Raw genomic sequence first — 19096 nt, 5'->3', positions numbered from 1 at the left:
ACCAGTGGGCATTCACCGGACACGACGAGTCGACGGACGTAACGGCATTTACAGAGCGGTGCCGACCACCATCGGCACTCGACGCTTCAACAGGGCATCCTGTTACAAGCCATCTGCGGACACCGAACACTGCAGGCTGATGGTGACCAGCCCCCCCACGGGCAGGACCGGAATCGTGATGCCTGCGCCCAGCAGGCTGCTCACCGGCACCGTCGGCGACGGGCAGCTCGCGCCACCTGCAGCAGAACAGGTCGCCGTCGTGCTCGGCGTGGTGCAGTCCTGCCCCACTCCCGCGACATCGGTCAGCAGGACGTTGCTGGCCGCCAGCGGACCGTTGTTGCTGACCACGATCTGGTAGGTCACCACCTCACCACTGACCACCGGATCAGGCGACGCGGTCTTCACCACCTGGATGTCCGTCTGCTGCAGCGTGTTGGTGAACGTGCATACGATGTTGGCGCCCGCCGCCGTTGCTGCGACATCGAGTGCCACGGTGCGGTTGACCAGGTCCGGGGTCGCCGTACCGCCTGCGCCCAGACCCGTGCACGTGATGCCGGTCAGCTGGTAGGCGGCCGGCGTGGTGCTCTCGGTAATTGTGGTGGCGGTGCCGGCCGCCGTCAGTACCTGGGTGACACCGCTCACCGGACTACCAGCCGTCGTGGTGGTCAGGGTCTGCGCAACCACGCCATTGGTACCGGTGAAGCCGAAGCTGTCCACGCCACCGATGCTGATCTTGCGGATCGTCAGCTGCGGCGCGGACTGGTCCACATCGGTGGCCGTGTTGTTGGCGGCATTCGTATCGTTGATCGTGCTCGGCGGCGTGATGGTGACCGTGTTGGTCAGGTCACCCGTGAAACCGGTCGGCACCGTCATCGTCACCCGATAGGTGGCCACCGCATTCGGCGGCAGGTCCAGGCCGGTATCGTTCAGCGCACCGGTCCCGCTGGCGGCACCACAACGCGAACCGCCCGAGGTGTTGGCACAGGTCCAGCTCACGGTGGCCGCATCGATGCCTGCCGGAATCGGATCGCTGACCGTGACGTTCTGCGCGCCGAAGGAACCGCTGAGGTTGGTCACCACGACGGTATATGTGCGCGTCTCGCCGGGCGAATAGGTGTCGGTCGACAAGTCGTTCGGGCCCGAACCAGGCGTGTTGGTCTTGGTGACCGACAGGTCGGCGTTGAACTGGATGGTTGCACCGGGGCAATTGGCGCCGTCGGCGTTGGTGGCGCCCGGCGCTGTACTCATCAGCGTTGCCGCACCCGTAGCCGGATCGATGGCGTAGATGGTGGAACCACCGCTGGCGAACAAGCCGTTGTCGAAACCCCACATCGCAATCGCATTGTTGACCGGAAATGATGATCCGATCGTAGTCACCGCACCGCTGGCGGGATCGATGCTGACCAGCGTGCCTTCGTTGGAATTAATGCCCCACAGCAGTCCGTTATGCCAGGCAAAGTCGGAGACGCTGATGGACGAACTCAGCGTGACGACCGTGGCCACCCGAGTGGTGAGGTTGACGCGGTAGAGTGTCGTCCCACCAAAGCCGGGCATCACGTAGTAATCGCCGGTCGGCGAAATTACGCCGTTGTTGTAATTGGAAGCCGGAAGGCCAGTTACCACTCCCAGGTTGACGGTGCTGCCATCCGAACCCACACGCACCAGCTCATTGCCCGAGAAGCCGCCCCACTCCATGGCGTAGATGTAGTTATCCAACATGTTGTAGCCGATGCCATTGCGTGGCGCCCCCGATCCCAGACTGGCATAGGTGAACGGCGTACTCGCGTAGCCGACGTTGTACAGCGTCGATAGCGTCGCCCCGGAGTTCGTCTGATCCAGGAACATCCGCGCATCGCAGGTGCCGAAGTCCGGTTGTGGCGGCGGGGTGTTGAGGTAAGTGCATTCGACCTGCGGAGTGTTCCCGCCAAGCGTCACCCCGGGTATCACTACACCGTAAGCGCGGCTGGTCCCCGTCGTGGTGACGGCTGTCGCCGGTACAACGACGTTGCTATTGGCTACGTCCCGGCAAGTCAATGAAACGTCGTAGTTGTTGAGCACCGCCGTACCCTGCTGGGTCTCGGTCAGCGTATAGGTCTCCCCGGCGATCACCGGCAGGTGGCCAACGCGGGCAGTTTGCACGCCATTGGTCGAACCCGTCGTGGTTGCAGTGTTGCCCGGCGCGGTGCCGGGAGTGATCTGCAGCTGGAACTGATCCGTGGACACCAGCCGCGTCGCGTCCTTGCTCAACCGCAAGGTTGGCGCGGTGTTGCAATCGGCAAGGTCAAGTACGTACGCAGCACCTCCAGCTCCGGAAACCGCGACCGGGTAGCCTGCAGCGATGGCACCGGTGGTCGGATTGATCTTGAAAATCTGGGTGGTCGTCGTGGCGTAGAGCCACCCGTCGCCGTCGAACGCCAACCCGGGCAACAGGCCCGCCGAGGACGGAATGGTGCCGATCGAGGTGGAGGGGACGAGCGCGGTAGACGAGGATGTAGGAATCGAACCCTGGTCGATCCGATAGATGTAACTGCCGTTCGCTCCGGACGCGACCAGGTACATGTTGCCGTAGGCGTCAAACGTAAGGTCGCCGTTGCCAGTATTCGTTACACTTGCAACCCGTGCCACCTGGCCGATGAACGTATTGGCGCTGGTGTCGAACGCGTAAACCAGTTGCTCCGACGCATTGCTCGCGTTCGGCCTGCTGATGTAATAGACGCCGTTCACCGGACTGACCGCTCCGCGCGGAATCTCTGTCAGCCCGCCGGCATTGGCCTGGCCGGGGATGGAGACGTTGAAGTTCGACCACGCCCCACTGACTGCATCGTAACCGCGCACCTGTAGCACTGAACTGCCGCCGCTGGCGTAGGCTTCGATCATCCAGGCGGCGGAGCCATCCACCGTCAAGCCAAGCGCATTCGATAAACCAGTGTACGGCGTACTCGCCACGACATTCGTCCACGTGCCGTTCGACAGGTTGAGACGCCTGAGTGCCGTTGTCGCTGGCGTCGTGGTGTTGTTCAGCATGAGCATGTAGGCGTAACCGGTGTCGCACGACAGTTGCGCCTGTGCCTGCTGGCTGAAACCAAGAAGTGGCAATGCCACCAAGCCGAGCAAAGATTTCGACCACCTGAGCAGGTGCCTCCTGACGTGCGAGAGGCATGTATGACTATTCATTAGGAATTCCTTGCATTGCACATTCGCGGGGACTGCCCGCAGGTCGCCCATCCAGCCCTTCGGCCACTCCTGCCTGCTCTTTCTTGATCATTACTGCGTGTTTCCGATGGTTGTTCCGCAGAACTGCCAAGCCCGCATCCCCGATGGACAATGCGTCCGGCCTAGCCACTCATTCAAATGTACGTGCCCAGCGGCAAGGTCCGGTTGACGGTATAGCGGATGCGGCCACCCAACCCCAAGCCATTGATCGCGCTCATTTCCGGTATCTGCGGCGTGGTCGCCGGGTAGCCGGAACCTGCGCTGAGAATTCCGGACACGAACTGCGACACGTTGCCCGTCCCCGAAGCGATGTCCATCTGGGTGACGGTGAAGGTATGCAGTGTGGATGTCTGCCCCGTTGTCGCCGCCGCACCGTTCGCGCCTGTGAACGTGCTGAACAGATGGCCGTTGAAGTAGTTGGAGCCAGCGGGCGTTGTGAAGGTCGCCGAATGAATGACGGCAGATACTAGGAGGAGAACCAGCGGCAACCGGATCGACTTGAGGCGGCACGTCACGACACGGGAAGCCGCATACGCTGCTAGCCGTGGCAAAGATCCAGCGCGCTGGTCGAGCAAAACGTCATCAAGAGTTGCGATTTCCATCTTGGTCCCCAGTGTTCTGCCAACAATGCCTGCGCCTCCTTCATTCGTTATCGCGATGTCGTTGGCAGGCAGCTTGAGCAGTGACGGGGCATCGACAATATCTGTCACATCTGACAGGTTTTTCGCACCGACAATCTCAGACCGGACACTACCCAACCTGGTGCGTAACAGTGTTTACGGAGGGACAGGATCGAGGACGACCACACCGTTATCGCGCCGGCTTAGAGGCCACTGGCCGATATCGAGCACTGCACGGTCACGGTGACCTGCCCCCCCACGGGCAGGACCGGAATCGTGATGCCTGCGCCCAGCAGACTGCTCACCGGCACCGTCGGTGACGGGCAGCTCGCGCCACCGGCCGTCGAACAGGTCGCCGTCGTGCTCGGTGTGGTGCAGTCCTGCCCCACCCCCGCGACATCGGTCAGCAGGACGCTGCTGGCCGCCAGCGGACCGTTGTTGCTGACCACGATCTGGTAGCTCACCACATCACCCGACACGACCGGATCAGGCGATGCGGTCTTCACCACCTGGATGTCCGTCTGCTGCAATGTGTTGGTGAAGGTACAAGTGATATCGGCGCCGGACAGCACCAGCGATGCCGCGTTCAAGCTGAGCGTGCTGCCCGACAGCGTGCCCACCGTGCCTGTGTTGCCGGTGACCGCACTGTTGGCATCCGTGCAGGTGGTCGAAGTCAGAACCCAGCCGGAAGGCAGGCTCTCCGTCACCGTGACATTCGCGCCGGGACCGCTGATTTCATGCGCGCCAGGACTGGCTGGTGTCGGCGTATCGGCCACCGTGGTGGTAATGCCCGCGGGTGCGGTCAGCAGATTGGTCTGCGTGAACGCGAAAGGCCCGCCTACGCCTCCATTGGTGAGCTTCTGCACGCGCACTGCACCCGAATCCCAGCTCAGGTCATCGATGGTCACGGTCTGTCCCAGCCTGGCGCCTGAGCTGGTGGGGCCCGCCACGTAGCGCACCGTCACCGAGGTCACCGGCGTGGCGTACTGGAAGCGGATATTGCCCGTGGCATCGAAGATGCTCGCATTGGAGATCGCCTGGGCAGTGCGTGTCGCCGCGTTCCACGACACCTGGCTGCCGACAAGAGGGGTGGTTGGCGTCAGGAGAGGTGTCGAGCTCACGGTGACGATGTCATTCCAGCTGCCTGACGGGCCACCATCCAGATCGACCACCGTGAAGGCCAGATTGGTCACCGGTCGAGAGAAGGTGAACGTCACCTGTGTCCACGACGACGATGTCCCAGTCGACGCGTCCATCGACATGTAGATGACACCGCTCGTTCCATTGATTCCGCCGTTGCTGCGGAAGACCGCGGGTGGCGCGTCCCAGGTTCCACCCGATTGCTGCGCTGCGGTTGTCACCGTGATACCGCCCACCGTGCTGATCATGGGCGTCGTCAACAAATCGGTTCCGCCTGTCTCGGTGCCGAAATTGAGGATCTCGACGGCGAGCGATTGCCCGACAAGGGCACAGTACAGCGCAGCCACGGCCAACAGGCGGACGACTATTGTCCGGAACGGCGTCATTGCGCCTGCGCGGACAACACCCTCGGCCGGCCCCGAATCGACGCCCGCTTCCGGCGCACGCATAGGGACAGCGCACGGCACAAGCGCAAAGAAATGGCCGACATGTTTCTTGATCATTACTGCATGTTTCCGATGGTTGTTACGTAGACCTGCCAATCCCGCATCCCCGATGGATGACGCGTCCGGCACGGTCATTCAGTACTCCGCCATCGATGCATTCCGCGATGGCGCGCGGACTACACCGAACGAAGCAGACAGATTCGTGATGACCCTATCCCCAGCCCCCAGCCTTCCCTGAAAGGCAAGGAGGAGGTGACCCGGCGCCACCCGGCGCTTCGAATCACTCTTGCTCTAAGTTCGCAAAAGCCCGACGTTTCCGGTCAACACTCCCGAAAACAGCTGTCCCTCCGGGCAGAGGTGCTTGGAAGAGATGCGGATCGCGCGGCGCGAATATGCTTTGGGCACCCGGCCGCTCCCGTCGACTGCAGGCATCCTCAGCCCGCTGCTCGCAACGTGACGCCAACGCGTCCTGATGTCTGGTCGAGTCCGGCGAATGCGCCACGCTTATGCCCGAACGCGCGGCACCGCCGGGTAACGGCAAGTACGCACGTCCGGATTCGGCTCGCTGCAGGCGGATGCCCTGCGCGATCTTCCTGGAACCGACACCGTCCCCGTGGGCGGGCGCTCCGGACCTGTTCCGATGATGCTTGACGTCAGGGCCATGTTCGGCCCACACCCGTACGTGCCGCCAACGACGCCGCGTTGCAGGATCGTGCGGAAGCGTGCCGCGTTCCGGCTTACATCGTGTGGGTGGGCTTCTCGCCGCCGAGGCTGCCTGCCAGCATCGTTTCGATGCGGTTCTTGATGGCTTCGCCTTCACTGTTCTCGGCGAACTGCACGCCGATGCCGGCGGCGCGGTTGCCCTGCGCGCCGATGGGCGTCACCCACACCACCTTGCCGGCGACAGGCAGACGATCGCTGGATTCCGGCAGCGTGAGCAGCAGGAAGACCTCATCGCCGAGGAAATAACGCTTGGGCGTGGGCACGAAGATGCCGCCGCCTTTCACGAACGGCATGTAGGCGTTGTACAGCGCGGCCTTGTCTTTCACTGCCAGCGACAGGATGCCCTGCCGTCCACCTGCTGCATTCATTCCCCGTCTCCGTGCGTATCGGTCATCCGCGCCGCGCCCCGACAGCGCGACCGCGGTCGCTGCCGGCCCAGGCCAGCAGCAGTTCCACCATGGCCAGATCGCCGCGCACCGTGGTCCGCAACAGGTCGCGGGTGCGGTTGGCGGCATCGAACCAGGTGGCCAGCTTGTTCAATCGGGCCGGATCGGTCAAGCCGGCACTTCCCGCCTGTTCCAGCGCCAGGTCTGCCGCATGGCGCAGGCGCGCATCCGCCAGTTCGTCGTTGGCCCAGCGCTGTGCGGTTTCCACCACACCGATCTCGCCCTGCTCCAGCCGCTGCAGATCGCGCGCCACCGCCTCGCGCAGGGCCAGCCCGTCGTTGCGCAGCCAATCGTCTGCCAAGCCGGGATGGCCGCGTGCCGCGTCCAGTGCGCGTGCCGCATCGGCGGCAGCGTGGCCTTGCGACTGCAGCCACGCCAGCGCTTCGTCACGCGGAGGCAGCCGGAATTCGATGCGCTGGCAGCGGCTGCGGATGGTGGCCGGCAGGCGTGCGGGCTGCGCGCTGACCAGCCACAGGTAGCGCTCCGGCGCCGGCTCTTCCAGTGTCTTCAACAGGGCGTTGCAGGCCGAGCGATTGATCGCATCGGCCGGATCGATCAGCGCCACCTGCGCACCGCCGTACTGCGGCGTCAGCGCCAGTTTCTGCGACACCTCGCGGATCTGGTCGATCACGATCTCGGTGCGCAGCTTGCTGCCGTCCTTGGTGGCGACAAATGAGATGACCTGCAGATCCGGATGCGTACCCGCGTCGATCAGGCGCGAGCTGCGATCGCCCGGCGCAGGTTCGCCGTTTGCGTCCCGCTGCTGTGCCAGCACGCGGCGGGCCAGGCGATCCAGCACGGCACGCTTGCCCAGGCCGGCGGGACCGCAGACCAGCAGGCCATGGCCAAGGCGGCCCGACGCCAGCGCCGCGACAGCGTGGTCATAGGCGCGTTGCTGCCAGGGCGAAAACGCGCCGGTCGCAGCAAGGGTGCTCATGCGAAATCGCTGTCCGTCAGCGTGCGCAGGTACGCGGCGATGGCGTCATCGACGGCCGCGCCCACGCCGGCCGGCGGCTGCGCGGCATCGATCACGCGGAAACGCTGCGGCTCGGCGGCGGCACGCGCACGGAAACCGGCGCGCACGCGCTCGAAGAAATCATCCTGCTCGCTTTCGATGCGGTCCGGCCACAGGTCACGACCCGCGGTACGCGCACGGCCTTCGCGCACGTCCAGGTCCAGCAACAACGTCAGGCCGGGCTTCAATCCCACTGCACGACGCTCCAGCGCGGCGATCCACTCGGGGTCCAGTCCACGACCCGCCCCTTGGTAGGCGTAGCTGGAATCGGTGAAGCGGTCGCTGACCACGAACGCGCCACGCCGCAGCGCCGGGCGTACCACCTCGCGCACATGCTGCGCACGCGAGGCGAACATCAGCAGCAGTTCGGTCTCGGCGGCCAGCGCTTCGTCCTGCGGATTGAGCAGCAGCTCGCGAATGCGTTCCGCCAGCGGCGTGCCGCCAGGTTCGCGCGTCAGCACCACCTCGTGACCTTCGGCCTGCAGGCGGTCGCGGATGGCCGTGATGGCGCTGGTCTTGCCGGCACCCTCGCCGCCTTCCAGCGTGATCAGGCGCGGCTGCGACAACAGGGCCTCGCTCATGGCGCTTCCGCCTTGCGCAGGGTTTCGCGGCGCGTGACCAGGTAACGCGCGACCGCAGCATTGTGCTCGGCGAGCGTGGCCGAGAAGATGTGCCGGCCGCTGCCGTCGCCGACCGCAACGAAGTACAGTGCGTCGCCGTCCGCCGGATTCACCGCCGCGCGCAGCGCGTCCACGCCGGGCATGGCGATGGGCGTCGGTGTCAGGCCCTTGCGGGTGTAGGTGTTGTACGGCGTGTCGGTGGTCAGGTCGCGGCGGCGGATGTTGCCGTCGTAGCTGCTGCCGATGCCGTAGATGACGGTGGGATCGGTCTGCAGCGGCATGCCGATCTTCAGCCGCCGCGCGAACACGCCGGCGATGGCGGGACGTTCCTCGGCGATGCCGGTTTCCTTCTCGATGATCGAGGCCAGAATCAGCGCCTCTTCCGCCGACTGCAGCGGGATGTCCTGCGCACGCGCCTGCCAGGCGGCATCGACCGCCTTCTCCATCGCCGCGTACGCACGCTTGAGCACGTCGAGGTCGGTTTCGCTGCGCGTGTAGACGTAGGTTTCGGGCAGGAAGCGGCCTTCCGGATGCTGCCCTTCGTGACCGAGCGCCGCCATCAGTTCGGCATCGCTCATCTGCGCGGTCTTCTGCTGCAGGGGCGTGGCGTTGCGCAGCGCGGCGCGCACCTGGCGGATGTTCCAGCCCTCGACGAGGGTGAAGCGGTACTGCAGCGTGCGCCCTTCGCGCATGCGTTGCAGCAGTTCGCGCGGAGTCAGCGCCGGATCCAGCGCGTACTCGCCCACCTTGAGCTGGCTGGCGGTGTTGGTCTCGCGCGCGAGCAGGCGCCATTGCAGGTCGGTGCCATGCGACACCCCTTGTTCGCGCAGTTTGCGCAGCACGGTCGGGAAGGCATCGCCGCTGGCGACCTCCAGCGTGGCGTCGGCGCTGACACCGCCCATGGCGGAGTCGGCGAACCCGCGGTGGCCCTGCCACAGCCAGAACGCCGCGCCGGCCACCAGGGCCAGCAACAGGAGGAAGGTGATGACGATGAAGCGGCAACCGCGCTTGAGAGCTGACGCCACGTAGTCCTCGGTGCTTGAAGCAGGCTGTGCAGGATACCCGGTCGCCGTCTCAGGCTGTAGGCGTGGTAGCCAAGGCGGTTCACCCCCTCCCGGTGCACGGGCCGAAGACCGATGAGGGGCGTGACGACGTCGGGCGATGTCGCGGTGCGGGAAAGCTCCGCGGGCATCTCGGCGAGAGATGCACCCGGCAAGTACGGAGGACTGACCTTACGTCGGCTCCGTCGCCCCTCATCCGCCCTTCGGGCACCTTCTCCCCGCTAACGCAGGGAGAAGGCATCAGCAATCAGGCTTCCAGCGCCCGCAGCACGCCACGGGCCTTGGCGCGGGTCTCGTCCAACTCCTTGTCCGGGACCGAATCGGCCACGATCCCGGCGCCGGTGCGGAAGCGGGCCACGCTGCCGGGGCCGTCGGCAACGATCTCGGCGCTGCGGATGAGGATGTTCAGGTCCAGGTCGCCGTCGCGGTTCAGCCAGCCGAAGGCGCCGGTGTAGGCACCGCGGGGGGTCTGCTCCAGCTCGGCGATGATCTGCATGCAGCGCACCTTGGGGCAGCCGGTGATGGTGCCGCCGGGAAAGGTGGCGCGGATGACCTCGCCGGGCGTGGCATCGGCGCGCAGGTGGCCACGCACGTTGCTGACGATGTGGTGCACGTGCGCGTAGCTCTCCACCGTCATCAGCTCGTCCACCTGCACGCTGCCGGGCGTGCAGACGCGGCCCAGGTCGTTGCGCTCAAGATCGATCAGCATGACGTGTTCGGCGCGCTCTTTCGGATGGCCGACGAGTTCACGGATGCGTGCGGCATCGTCGTCGCCCGCGAAGCGGGGGCGCGTGCCGGCGATGGGGCGGGTTTCGACCACCTCGCCACGCACGGAGACCAGGCGCTCGGGCGACGAGCTCACCACGGTCCAGCCTGGCGTGGCGAACAGGCCGGCGAACGGCGCGGGGTTGGCGGTGCGCAGCCGGGCATACAGCGCGGCCGGATCCAGTCGCGCTTCGAAGCGCGCATGCCATGCACGCGATAGATTGACCTGGAAGATGTCGCCGGCACGCAGGTAGTCGAGGATGCGCTCGACGCCGTCGGTGAAGTGCTGTGGTGCGTCTTCGTCGATGCGGAACGGCGGCTGCCATGCCGGCAGTGGCGGCATGTGTGCCGCGCGTGCGACGTCATCGAGCGTGCGCGCCATCAATTCGCTCCGCCCCGCTTCCGCGACGACGACGCAGTCGCCCGTGCTGCGGTCGCGCAACACGGCGGCGGGGCATCGCAGTGCGAGCGCGACGGGTTGCGTATCGGGTGTCTGTGGCAGTCGCAGGACGGGTTCGACCTGCTGCGCCAGTTCGTACGCCAGCAGCAGCGCCCAGCCGCCGCGGAACGGCCAGCGCGGCTCTTCGCGCGGCGTGCGCTGTGCCTGCCAGTGCCGATCGAGCGCGGCCAGGAAGTCACCCGCCTCCACATCGCCGTGCAGGTTGCGGGTGATCCCGTCCGCATCCAGGCGCAACCCGGTGCCGTCGGCCACCAGCAGGAAATCCCAGCGTCCCTGCGCCGTGCCCGACGCGACGGATTCCAGCAGCACGGGGTAGCGCTGCGGATCCTGGCGATGCAGTGCCAGCAGGTCGGTGTCTGAAGGAAGCGCGCGGGTTTCGATCATGCCATCGTCGTTCCAGCGAAAGCTGGAACCCAAGTTGCTTTACTTGTTCAGGGAACAGGAAGCGAAATCAAGATGGATCCCGGCCTTCGCCGGGATGACGATCTCTTGTCCGCCGTTGGATCAGATCCGCTTGAACACCAGCGTGCCGTTGGTGCCGCCGAAGCCGAAGCCGTTCGACACGGCCACGTCGATCTTCTTCTCGCGCGCCGTGTGTGGCACGTAGTCCAGGTCGCAACCTTCGCCCGGTTCGTCCAGGTTGATGGTCGGCGGGATGATGCCGTGGTGGATGGCCAGCACGGAGAAGATCGCTTCCGCGCCGCCCGCCGCACCCAGCAGGTGGCCGGTCATCGACTTGGTGGAACTGACCATGATCTTGTACGCGTGGTCGCCCAGCGCGCGCTTCATGGCCAGCGTTTCGGCCAGGTCGCCCAGCGGCGTGGAGGTGCCGTGCGCGTTGAGGTACTCGACCTGGTCGGCATTCAGGCCCGCATCCTTCAGCGCGGACAGCATGCAGCGTGAAGGACCCTCGCCGTTCTCGCTGGGCGCGGTCATGTGGTACGCGTCCTGCGAGGCACCGAAGCCGGCCAGCTCGCAATAGATGCGTGCGCCACGCGCCTTGGCATGTTCGTATTCCTCCAACACGAGGATGCCGGCACCGTCGCCCAGCACGAAGCCGTCGCGGTCCTTGTCCCACGGACGCGACGCGCGTGCCGGATCGTCGTTGCGGGTGGACATGGCCTTCATCGCGCAGAAGCCGCCCACCGACGTCGGCGACGAGCCCCGCTCGGCGCCGCCGGCGACCATCACGTCGGCGTCGCCGTACTGGATGCTGCGCATGGCGATGCCGATCGAATGGTTCGAGGTGGCGCAGGCGGACACTGCCGAATAGCCGGGGCCTTTCAGCCCCTTCATGATGCTCAGGTGGCCCGGCAGCATGTTGATGATGGTGCTGGGGATGTAGAACGGGGAAATCTTGCGCGGACCGCCTTCGTGCAGCTTCACCGCGGTTTCCTCGATGCCGAGGATGCCGCCGATGCCCGCGCCGATGATGGCGCCGATGCGCTCGGCATTGGACTCAGTCACTTCCAGCCCGGCGTCGTCCATCGCCATCAGCGATGCGGCCAGTCCGTAGTGGATGAACGAGTCCATCTTCTTCACGTCCTTCGGCGGCACGAAGGTAGTGGGATCGAAACCGCGGATCTCGCCCGCGATCTTGGTGCTGTAGCCCTCGGTATCGAAGGTGGTGATCGGGCCCAGGCCCGACCGTCCGTTGACGATGCCGTCCCAGCTGCTGGCCATGTCATTGCCCAGGGGGGACACCAGGCCCATGCCGGTGATGACGACGCGACGACGCTGGCTCATATCGGATTCCTCGTGGATCTTGCGGCCGCGCCCGGCAGTACGCGGGCGCATGGGGGCCGGATACGCGCGGGGCCGCATGCGCGGCCCCGACACGGTTTGCTGCAGGTGCGGGACTTACGCCTTGACGTGCGCCTTGACGTAATCGATGGCCTGCTGCACCGAAGTGATCTTCTCGGCTTCCTCGTCCGGAATTTCGCATTCGAACTCTTCTTCCAGCGCCATCACCAGTTCAACGGTGTCCAGCGAGTCGGCGCCCAGGTCATCGACGAACGATGCGCTGGTGGTGACTTCCTCTTCCTTCACGCCGAGTTGTTCGACGACGATTTTCTTGACGCGTTCTTCGATGCTGCTCATGGATTCGCTCCAGACGGAGATGGGTGACTTGTTGGATTCTGCCGACGCGGTGCGAAGGCAAACCGGGGATAGTGTAGTGGAAACCGGCGACGGCGGGCAGGTATCGCCAATCGCCACCGAATCAACCACTTACAGCTAATTCTTTAGGGCATGTACATGCCGCCGTTGACGTGCAGGGTCTCGCCGGTGATGTAGCCGGCCGCCGGCCCGGCAAGGAAGGCGACCGCATTCGCGATGTCGGCCGGCTCGCCCAGGCGGCCCAGCGCGATCTGTTCGCCGAGCGCCTTCTTCGTTTCTTCGGGCAGGTCCCTGGTCATGTCCGTGGTGATGAAGCCGGGAGCGACCACGTTGACGGTCACGCCACGGCTGCCGATCTCCTTCGCCAGCGACTTGGAGAACGCGATGATGCCGGCCTTGGCGGCGGCGTAGTTCGCCTGCCCTGCGTTGCCGGTCACGCCGATCACCGAGGCGATGTTGATGATGCGGCCCTTGCGTGCCTTCATCATGCCTCGCATCACCGCCTTGGACGTGCGGTAGACACTGGTGAGGTTGGTATCGAGGATGGCCTGCCAGTCCTCGTCCTTCATGCGCATCAGCAGGTTGTCGCGGGTGATGCCGGCGTTGTTGACCAGGATCGAGATGCCGCCGAATTCCTTGGCGATGGCATCGATCAGCGCATCGACCGCCGCACCATCGGTGACGTTGAGTTCGCGGCCGTGGCCACCGGACGCGGCCATCCGTTCACCGATGGCCTGCGCCCCGGAGGCAGTGGTCGCGGTGCCGATGACGGTGGCGCCCTGGGCCGCCAGTGCGTCTGCGATCGCGGCGCCAATGCCGCGACTCGCGCCGGTGACCAGTGCGATTTCACCCTGCAGGGGCTTGCTCATGATGATGTCCTCGGAACGGCTCCGCGCAAGCGCGGAAGGTCAGGATAAGGGAAAGGCGCCGCGCGGGCGTCAGGCCTGCCAGTCGGCGAGCGCGCCCTGGAAGTCGCCCACGCCGCCAATGGCGCGCGCGTCCAGGCCCTTGTCGATGCGCTTCACCAACCCGGCCAGCACCTTGCCGGGGCCGCATTCGGCGATACGCGTGGCACCGTTGGATGCCAGCACCTGCACGCATTCGGTCCAGCGTACCGGCAGGTACAACTGGCGCACGAGCGCATCGCGGATGGCATCGACGTCGCCCTGCACTTTCGCATCGACGTTCTGCACGACGGGCAGCGATGGCGCGCGCCAGCTGAGGCCCGCCATCACCTCCGCGAGGCGATTGGCCGCTTCGCGCATCAGAGGCGTATGCGACGGCACGCTGACCGCCAGCTTCACCACCTTGCGGATGCCGCGCTCGGTAAGCAACGCGATCGCGCGATCGACCGCTTCGGCGTCGCCGCCGATCACGATCTGGCCCGGCGAATTGAAGTTGGCGGGTACGACGACCTTGCTGTCGGAAGCCTGCGTGCAGACCTCCGCCACCATCGCATCTTCTGCGCCGAGCACGGCGGCCATCGCACCGACGCCCGCCGGCGCGGCATCCTGCATCAGCTGGCCACGCAGGCGCACGAGGTGCGCGCCATCCTTCAGCGACAACGCTTCCGCCGCCACCAGCGCGGTGTACTCACCGAGGCTGTGGCCGGCGAGCTGCGATGGCTGCGGACCGCCCTGCTGCTGCCATGCGCGCCACACGGCGACGCCGGCTGCGAGCAGCGCCGGTTGCGTGTATTCGGTCCGGTTGAGCATTTCCTCGGGGCCGCCCTGCGACAGTGCCCACAGGTCGACACCGGCACCCTCGGACGCTTCGGCGAACGTCTCGCGCACGATCGGATGCAGTTCGGACAGCTCGGCCAGCATGCCGACCGACTGCGAGCCCTGGCCCGGGAAGACGAAAGCGAGTTGCGTGGAAGTCACTCGGACACCCTGCGTGAAATCAGGCGGCGATGATACGGGCGAACCCGCTCGATTGTCTGTACCGGTGCGTATGCGCATGCGACGCCGTGTCGCACGCAGCAACGCCATGTGCAACGGAAAACGCAGCGCCGGAAACGAAGAAGGCGATGCCTCCCGGCATCGCCTTCGATCATCCCAGAGGTGCGGACCTCAATAGCGCAGCAGCACCGAGCCCCAGGTGAAGCCGCCGCCGAACGCCTCCAGCAGCAGCAACTGGCCGCGTTCGACGCGGCCCGACCGGACGGCCGCATCCAACGCAAGCGGCACGGACCCGGACGATGTGTTGCCATGCTTGTCGACGGTCACGATGACCTGGTCCATCGACATGTCCAGCCGCTTGGCGGTGGCTTCGATGATGCGCAGGTTGGCCTGGTGCGGGATCAGCCAGTCCAGGTCGTGCTTGTCCAGGCCGTTGGCCTCGAGCGTCTCATCGACCACGCTGTCGAGCGCCTTCACCGCGTACTTGAAGACGTCGTTGCCCTTCATGTGGATGCGGATGCCGTTGTTCGGCTCGTCCGGCTTGAAACCGGCCGACACGCCGACCGGGTTCCAGAGCAGTTCCTTCTTGCTGCCATCGGCATGCAGGTGGGTGCTGAGGATGCCGGTATCGCCGTCGGCCTTGAGCACGGCCGCACCAGCGCCATCGCCGAACAGCACGCAGGTGGTGCGCTCGGTCCAGTCGACGATGCGGCTGAGCGTCTCGGTACCGATGACCAGGGCCGTCTTCGCATCGCCGCAGCGGATGAACTTGTCGGCCACGCTGAGGGCGTAGATGAAGCCCGAGCAGGCCGCATTGACGTCCAGCGCCGCGCAGCCCGCAATGCCGAGCCGTGCCTGGATCAGGCAGGCGGTCGAAGGAAAGATGAGGTCGGGCGTGGTGGTGCCCACCACGATCAGGTCGATCTCGGAGGCATCGACGCCGGCCGCTTCGAGGGCGCGGAGCGCCGCCTGGTAGCCGAGGTCGCCGGCGGTTTCGCCTTCGGCAGCGATGTGCCGCTCACGGATGCCGGTGCGGGACTGGATCCATTCGTCGCTGGTATCGACCAGCTTCGACAGGTCTTCGTTGGTCAGCACCTTTTCGGGCAGATAGCTGCCCGTTCCGGCGATGCGCGCGTAAATGCGCCCCTTGTTGCCCGGCTCGCTCATGCACGCTCCCATTGCCAGCCCGACGAAGGGCCCTGGTTGTCACTGATCATGCGGAAAGCGCGCCCTGCGGGAGGGCGCGCCGCACGGATCAATCTTCTTCGACGGCCGTCGTCTTGGTGGCGATGACCTTCTTGCCACGGTAGTAACCGTCGGCGGTCACGTGGTGGCGCAGGTGGATCTCGCCCGTGGTCGGGTCGGTCGACAGCTGCTTGGCGGTCAGCGCGTCGTGCGAACGACGCTGGCCACGACGGGACGGGGTGACGCGGGATTTCTGCACAGCCATGGGATTGCTCCAGCTCTTGTATCTGTTGGTGAACCTTGCGGTTCGTGTTGCCAGACCGCGGTAGCGGCTAGTTCTTCTTCAGCGAGGCCAGTGCCGCGAACGGACTGGTCTTCGCCACCTCTTCTTCGTCAGCGGCCCACTCACGCTCGACCGCCTCGGACATCGGATCCACCGCCACCACCGGCACGGCGAGGACCAGTTCGTCCTCCACCAGGTCGGCGGGGCGAAGCATGCCGTCCTCCGGCACCAGCAGGGCCTCGTAGCCCGGCGGCAGCGCGGATTCCTCATCCTCGCTGCGCACCAGCCCCAGCCGCTGTTCGACCGTCACCGGCAGCACGAACCGCTTCAGGCTGCGCTGGCATACCAGCGGCAGTTCCGCCTCGATCCGCAACCCGATGAAAGGCACCTGCAATGCGTCGCGATCGAACTCGATCGCGTAACGCACCTCGCCCTCGGTATCGACCAGAAGGCCCTGCAATCGGGTCATGGAGGACAGCGGCAGGCGGCCTTCAAAGCTGCGCCGGGCCGCGACCATGCGCCAAGCATCCAACATCTCGGGCGTATTCGCGGACATAAGCCGCTGAATGTTAAGGATGAAGGACCGAACTGTCAAACCACCCCGTCGGACGAGGATGGCTTGCCGGGCGCCCCGCCGCCCGTCAGACTCCCCCGCCCGCCCCTGCCGGTCACCCAACGCCATGCCGCTGATGCTTGCCTCGACTTCCCGCTACCGCCGCGAACTGCTGGAGCGGCTGCGCGTGCCGTTCCACATCGCGCGCCCGGAAGTGGACGAAGTGCTGCTGGACGGCGAGTCCGTGCCCGCCATGGCCGGCCGGCTGGCCCGTGCCAAGGCGGGCGCCATCGCCCACCAGCATCCCGGCAGCTGGGTCATCGGCGCCGACCAGGCTGCCGAACTCGACGGCCAGCCTCTGGGCAAACCTGGGCAGCGCGAGGCCGCCATCGCCCAGCTGACCGCGATGTCGGGCCGGGAGGTCCGCTTCCACACAGCCGTGTGCCTGGTACGCGATGAACAGGTCCTGCAGGCGCAGGACGTCACCACGGTGCGCTTCCGCCGCCTGGATTCCGCCGAGATCGAGCGGTATGTAGACGCGGAGCAACCTTTCGACTGTGCAGGAAGCTTCAAATCGGAAGGGTTCGGCATCGCCTTGTTCGACGCCATCGAATCGTCAGACCCCACGGCCCTGGTCGGCCTGCCCCTGATCGCGGTGGCACGGATGCTGCGCGAGGCCGGCTTCGAACTTCCCTGAAGCGCGTCACCGCACCACGACGGGCTGCTCCGCCCACGTTTCAACACTGCCGTCCCCGCCGGTCACCCGCAACCCCAGCCAGTGCCGACCCGCCGGCAACGCGCCGATGTCGACCTCGACATTGAACTGCACGCGCGGCATGCGCGGATCGCGCGAGGCGCCCTTCAGGAAAACGGTCAGCCAGTCATTGGCGCTGGCGTCCGTGGCTTCGGCAACGACCCGGCCGTCCATCAGTACTTCCACCTTCGTCACGCCCACCACGTCCTTCACCGCCCAGCCTCCCACGCTGAAGCGCCGGCCGACGGTGGCACCCGCTTCCGGCACGTCGATGTTGGCGACCACCGGCGTGATGCATTCACCGCCCGCCGTTTGCGCGGGCAGCGCGAACAGCAGGAAACGGCGCGCGCCGTGATCGATGTTCACCGCTTCCGCCGGCGGCAACGGCCCCACCACGGCGCACAGGCGCTGGTAGTGCGCGAGCAATGCGCTGAACTTCACGTCGGTGGCGGCGACCACCAGCAAGGTGGGTGCACTGCGCTTGCCATCGTGTTCCAGGCCCCATAACTGCAGCTGGGGCGCCCGTCCGTGCTTGCGGTTCAACGGATGATCCAGTGTCGGGATATCCGCATCACCCAGCGCGAAGCCGAGTTCGGCGCCGGTCTTGAAACTGTCCGCAAGCAGCACGGTCCCCTCGGGCAGCCGCGCCTGGGCCCTGCGTACTTCCGCTGCCAGCGTGTCCCAGCCCGCGAAGTTCTCGGGGTAGTACTTGCTGCCAGCCATCTGCGCGCGCAGGCCGGGCAGCGATACTACGACGTAGTAGCCCAGCATCAGCATCGCACCGACCCCGGCGAGTCCCCAGGTCGCCTTGCGCCGTGCGGGCGACCACGCGCGCAACAGAAGCGGCACCACCACGACAAGGGCGAGATAGCCCGGCAACGGCCAATGGAAACTGACGCGCTCGTTGTCGGCGAAGAAGCCGATGAGGAAGAAACCGAGTGTGGAGATGGCGCCGAGCAACGCGAAATAGCGCCATGCGGTGCCGCCCTCTTCGCCACCACGCAAGCCGCGCAGCGAAACGACGAGCATGGCCCAGAACAGCAACGGCGTGACCATCGCCGCCTGCACCAGCAGGAAGCGTACGCCATCACCGTGGAAGGCCCAGGGATGGCGATCGAGCAACTGGAAACGCAGGCCGGCGTCGGCGTATTCGAGGTTCCACGCGAGCAATGGCGCCCAGGCGAGCAGGCCCACCGCAAGCGCGACCCAGACCCGCGCATCACGCAGCACTTTCCGGCCCTCGGGCAACCACAGCAGGGCGACCAGACCCACGCCGATCACGCCCACGAAACGGTAGTGGCTCAGCGCGCCCAGCATCAGTCCAAGCGCCAGTTCGGTCGCCGACATCGCGTCGACGTCACGCAGCAGGCGCGCACCGGCATCGGCGCAGAGCACCGTCGCGACCGCCATCGGCACGTCCGGCAACGCCAGCAGGCCCAGCGTGCCCGACAGCGGCATCAGCACGGTCAGCAGGGCCGCCTGCCATCCCACCGCTGCACCGAACCAGTGGGCGGCGCTCCGGGCCACCAGCCATGGCAGCACCGCCGCCAACAGCAGGAAGGGCGCGCGCACCGCCAGTACATGATGTCCGCCAAACTCGGTACCGAGCCGCGTCAACCAGGCGGTCAATCCCGGCAGGTCAGAATAGGCGGCCGCAAGATGCTGGCCTTCCTGCCAGTAGAACGCTTCGTCCACGAACAACGGCAAGCGCGTGGCGATCGCGATCTTGACGACCGTCACGATTGTCCACACCGCAAGGAACCATTGGCGCGCGCGTCGTTCTTCTTCCATCT

The 19096-nt window shown here is 66.0% G+C and carries 17 protein-coding genes; 1 reads left to right on the top strand and 16 read right to left on the bottom strand.

Annotated features, from left to right (window positions below):
* Positions 1–102: 102 nt before the first annotated feature.
* From OY559_RS07350 to OY559_RS07280, 15 genes are all read right to left on the bottom strand, one after another.
* Complete coding sequence (locus tag OY559_RS07350) at positions 103–3102, bottom strand: DUF11 domain-containing protein (protein ID WP_277729392.1); 3000 nt, start codon at positions 3100–3102, stop codon at positions 103–105.
* Positions 3103–3347: 245 nt separating this feature from the next.
* Positions 3348–3923, bottom strand: a complete 576-nt coding sequence (locus OY559_RS07345) for a hypothetical protein (RefSeq protein ID WP_277729391.1) — start codon at positions 3921–3923, stop codon at positions 3348–3350.
* Positions 3924–4036: 113 nt separating this feature from the next.
* On the bottom strand, positions 4037–5476 hold the full coding sequence (locus tag OY559_RS07340; protein ID WP_277729390.1) for a prealbumin-like fold domain-containing protein: 1440 nt from the start codon (positions 5474–5476) through the stop codon (positions 4037–4039).
* Between the two features lie 680 nt (positions 5477–6156).
* Positions 6157–6510 (bottom strand): PilZ domain-containing protein, encoded by a 354-nt coding sequence (locus OY559_RS07335; protein ID WP_277729389.1) that lies wholly within the window; start codon positions 6508–6510, stop codon positions 6157–6159.
* 22 nt (positions 6511–6532) lie between these two features.
* The gene (locus tag OY559_RS07330; protein WP_277729388.1) at positions 6533–7525 is read right to left on the bottom strand and encodes a DNA polymerase III subunit delta'; all 993 of its coding nucleotides are present in this window, start codon (positions 7523–7525) and stop codon (positions 6533–6535) included.
* Positions 7522–8184, bottom strand: coding sequence for a dTMP kinase (tmk, locus tag OY559_RS07325; RefSeq protein ID WP_277729386.1), 663 nt, complete (start codon positions 8182–8184; stop codon positions 7522–7524). Before tmk ends, OY559_RS07330 begins: the two co-directional genes overlap by 4 nt.
* On the bottom strand, positions 8181–9248 hold the full coding sequence (gene mltG, locus OY559_RS07320) for an endolytic transglycosylase MltG (RefSeq protein WP_277729385.1): 1068 nt from the start codon (positions 9246–9248) through the stop codon (positions 8181–8183). The genes tmk and mltG overlap by 4 nt, the downstream gene beginning before the upstream one ends.
* A gap of 283 nt (positions 9249–9531) precedes the next feature.
* Complete coding sequence (locus OY559_RS07315) at positions 9532–10893, bottom strand: aminodeoxychorismate synthase component I (protein ID WP_277729384.1); 1362 nt, start codon at positions 10891–10893, stop codon at positions 9532–9534.
* Between the two features lie 120 nt (positions 10894–11013).
* Positions 11014–12222: a beta-ketoacyl-ACP synthase II gene (fabF, locus tag OY559_RS07310; protein ID WP_277729945.1), complete on the bottom strand. Its 1209-nt coding sequence runs from the start codon at positions 12220–12222 to the stop codon at positions 11014–11016.
* Between the two features lie 147 nt (positions 12223–12369).
* Positions 12370–12609 carry an acyl carrier protein gene (gene acpP, locus OY559_RS07305; protein WP_014161144.1) on the bottom strand — a complete coding sequence of 80 codons (240 nt, stop codon included), beginning with the start codon at positions 12607–12609 and terminating at the stop codon, positions 12370–12372.
* Positions 12610–12752: 143 nt separating this feature from the next.
* Positions 12753–13496, bottom strand: a complete 744-nt coding sequence (gene fabG / locus OY559_RS07300; RefSeq protein WP_277729383.1) for a 3-oxoacyl-ACP reductase FabG — start codon at positions 13494–13496, stop codon at positions 12753–12755.
* 69 nt (positions 13497–13565) lie between these two features.
* A complete protein-coding gene (gene fabD / locus OY559_RS07295) occupies positions 13566–14510 on the bottom strand; it encodes an ACP S-malonyltransferase (protein ID WP_277729382.1) in 945 nt (314 codons plus the stop codon).
* A 189-nt stretch (positions 14511–14699) separates the two neighbouring features.
* Entirely contained in the window at positions 14700–15695 is a 996-nt protein-coding gene (locus tag OY559_RS07290) for a beta-ketoacyl-ACP synthase III (protein WP_277729381.1), read from the bottom strand.
* Positions 15696–15783: 88 nt separating this feature from the next.
* Entirely contained in the window at positions 15784–15978 is a 195-nt protein-coding gene (rpmF, locus tag OY559_RS07285; protein WP_055942113.1) for a 50S ribosomal protein L32, read from the bottom strand.
* Between the two features lie 67 nt (positions 15979–16045).
* Positions 16046–16552, bottom strand: a complete 507-nt coding sequence (locus OY559_RS07280; RefSeq protein ID WP_277729380.1) for a YceD family protein — start codon at positions 16550–16552, stop codon at positions 16046–16048.
* Positions 16553–16676: 124 nt separating this feature from the next.
* On the opposite strand from OY559_RS07280, the gene OY559_RS07275 reads away from it, so the two are divergent.
* The gene (locus tag OY559_RS07275; protein WP_277729379.1) at positions 16677–17246 is read left to right on the top strand and encodes a Maf family protein; all 570 of its coding nucleotides are present in this window, start codon (positions 16677–16679) and stop codon (positions 17244–17246) included.
* A gap of 6 nt (positions 17247–17252) precedes the next feature.
* Here the strand turns inward: OY559_RS07275 and OY559_RS07270 are convergent, their stop codons facing one another.
* Positions 17253–19094: an ArnT family glycosyltransferase gene (locus OY559_RS07270; RefSeq protein WP_277729378.1), complete on the bottom strand. Its 1842-nt coding sequence runs from the start codon at positions 19092–19094 to the stop codon at positions 17253–17255.
* Between the last annotated feature and the right edge of the window lie 2 nt (positions 19095–19096).

This window comes from Pseudoxanthomonas sp. SE1 (assembly GCF_029542205.1).
GTDB lineage: Bacteria > Pseudomonadota > Gammaproteobacteria > Xanthomonadales > Xanthomonadaceae > Pseudoxanthomonas_A.
The sequence above is the reverse complement of the archived record's forward strand: the minus strand, read 5'-3'. Positions and strand labels throughout refer to the sequence as shown.

Excerpts from the sequence above, each read along its gene's own strand:
- OY559_RS07340 (WP_277729390.1), bottom strand. The coding sequence starts at position 5,476 with ATGATCAAGAAACATGTCGGCCATTTCTTTGCGCTTGTGCCGTGCGCT.
- OY559_RS07335 (WP_277729389.1), bottom strand. The coding sequence starts at position 6,510 with ATGAATGCAGCAGGTGGACGGCAGGGCATCCTGTCGCTGGCAGTGAAA.
- OY559_RS07330 (WP_277729388.1), bottom strand. The coding sequence starts at position 7,525 with ATGAGCACCCTTGCTGCGACCGGCGCGTTTTCGCCCTGGCAGCAACGC.
- tmk (WP_277729386.1), bottom strand. The coding sequence starts at position 8,184 with ATGAGCGAGGCCCTGTTGTCGCAGCCGCGCCTGATCACGCTGGAAGGC.
- OY559_RS07315 (WP_277729384.1), bottom strand. The coding sequence starts at position 10,893 with ATGATCGAAACCCGCGCGCTTCCTTCAGACACCGACCTGCTGGCACTG.
- fabF (WP_277729945.1), bottom strand. The coding sequence starts at position 12,222 with ATGGGCCTGGTGTCCCCCCTGGGCAATGACATGGCCAGCAGCTGGGAC.
- acpP (WP_014161144.1), bottom strand. The coding sequence starts at position 12,609 with ATGAGCAGCATCGAAGAACGCGTCAAGAAAATCGTCGTCGAACAACTC.
- fabG (WP_277729383.1), bottom strand. The coding sequence starts at position 13,496 with ATGAGCAAGCCCCTGCAGGGTGAAATCGCACTGGTCACCGGCGCGAGT.
- OY559_RS07290 (WP_277729381.1), bottom strand. The coding sequence starts at position 15,695 with ATGAGCGAGCCGGGCAACAAGGGGCGCATTTACGCGCGCATCGCCGGA.
- rpmF (WP_055942113.1), bottom strand. The coding sequence starts at position 15,978 with ATGGCTGTGCAGAAATCCCGCGTCACCCCGTCCCGTCGTGGCCAGCGT.
- OY559_RS07280 (WP_277729380.1), bottom strand. The coding sequence starts at position 16,552 with ATGTCCGCGAATACGCCCGAGATGTTGGATGCTTGGCGCATGGTCGCG.
- OY559_RS07275 (WP_277729379.1), top strand. The coding sequence starts at position 16,677 with ATGCCGCTGATGCTTGCCTCGACTTCCCGCTACCGCCGCGAACTGCTG.
- OY559_RS07270 (WP_277729378.1), bottom strand. The coding sequence starts at position 19,094 with ATGGAAGAAGAACGACGCGCGCGCCAATGGTTCCTTGCGGTGTGGACA.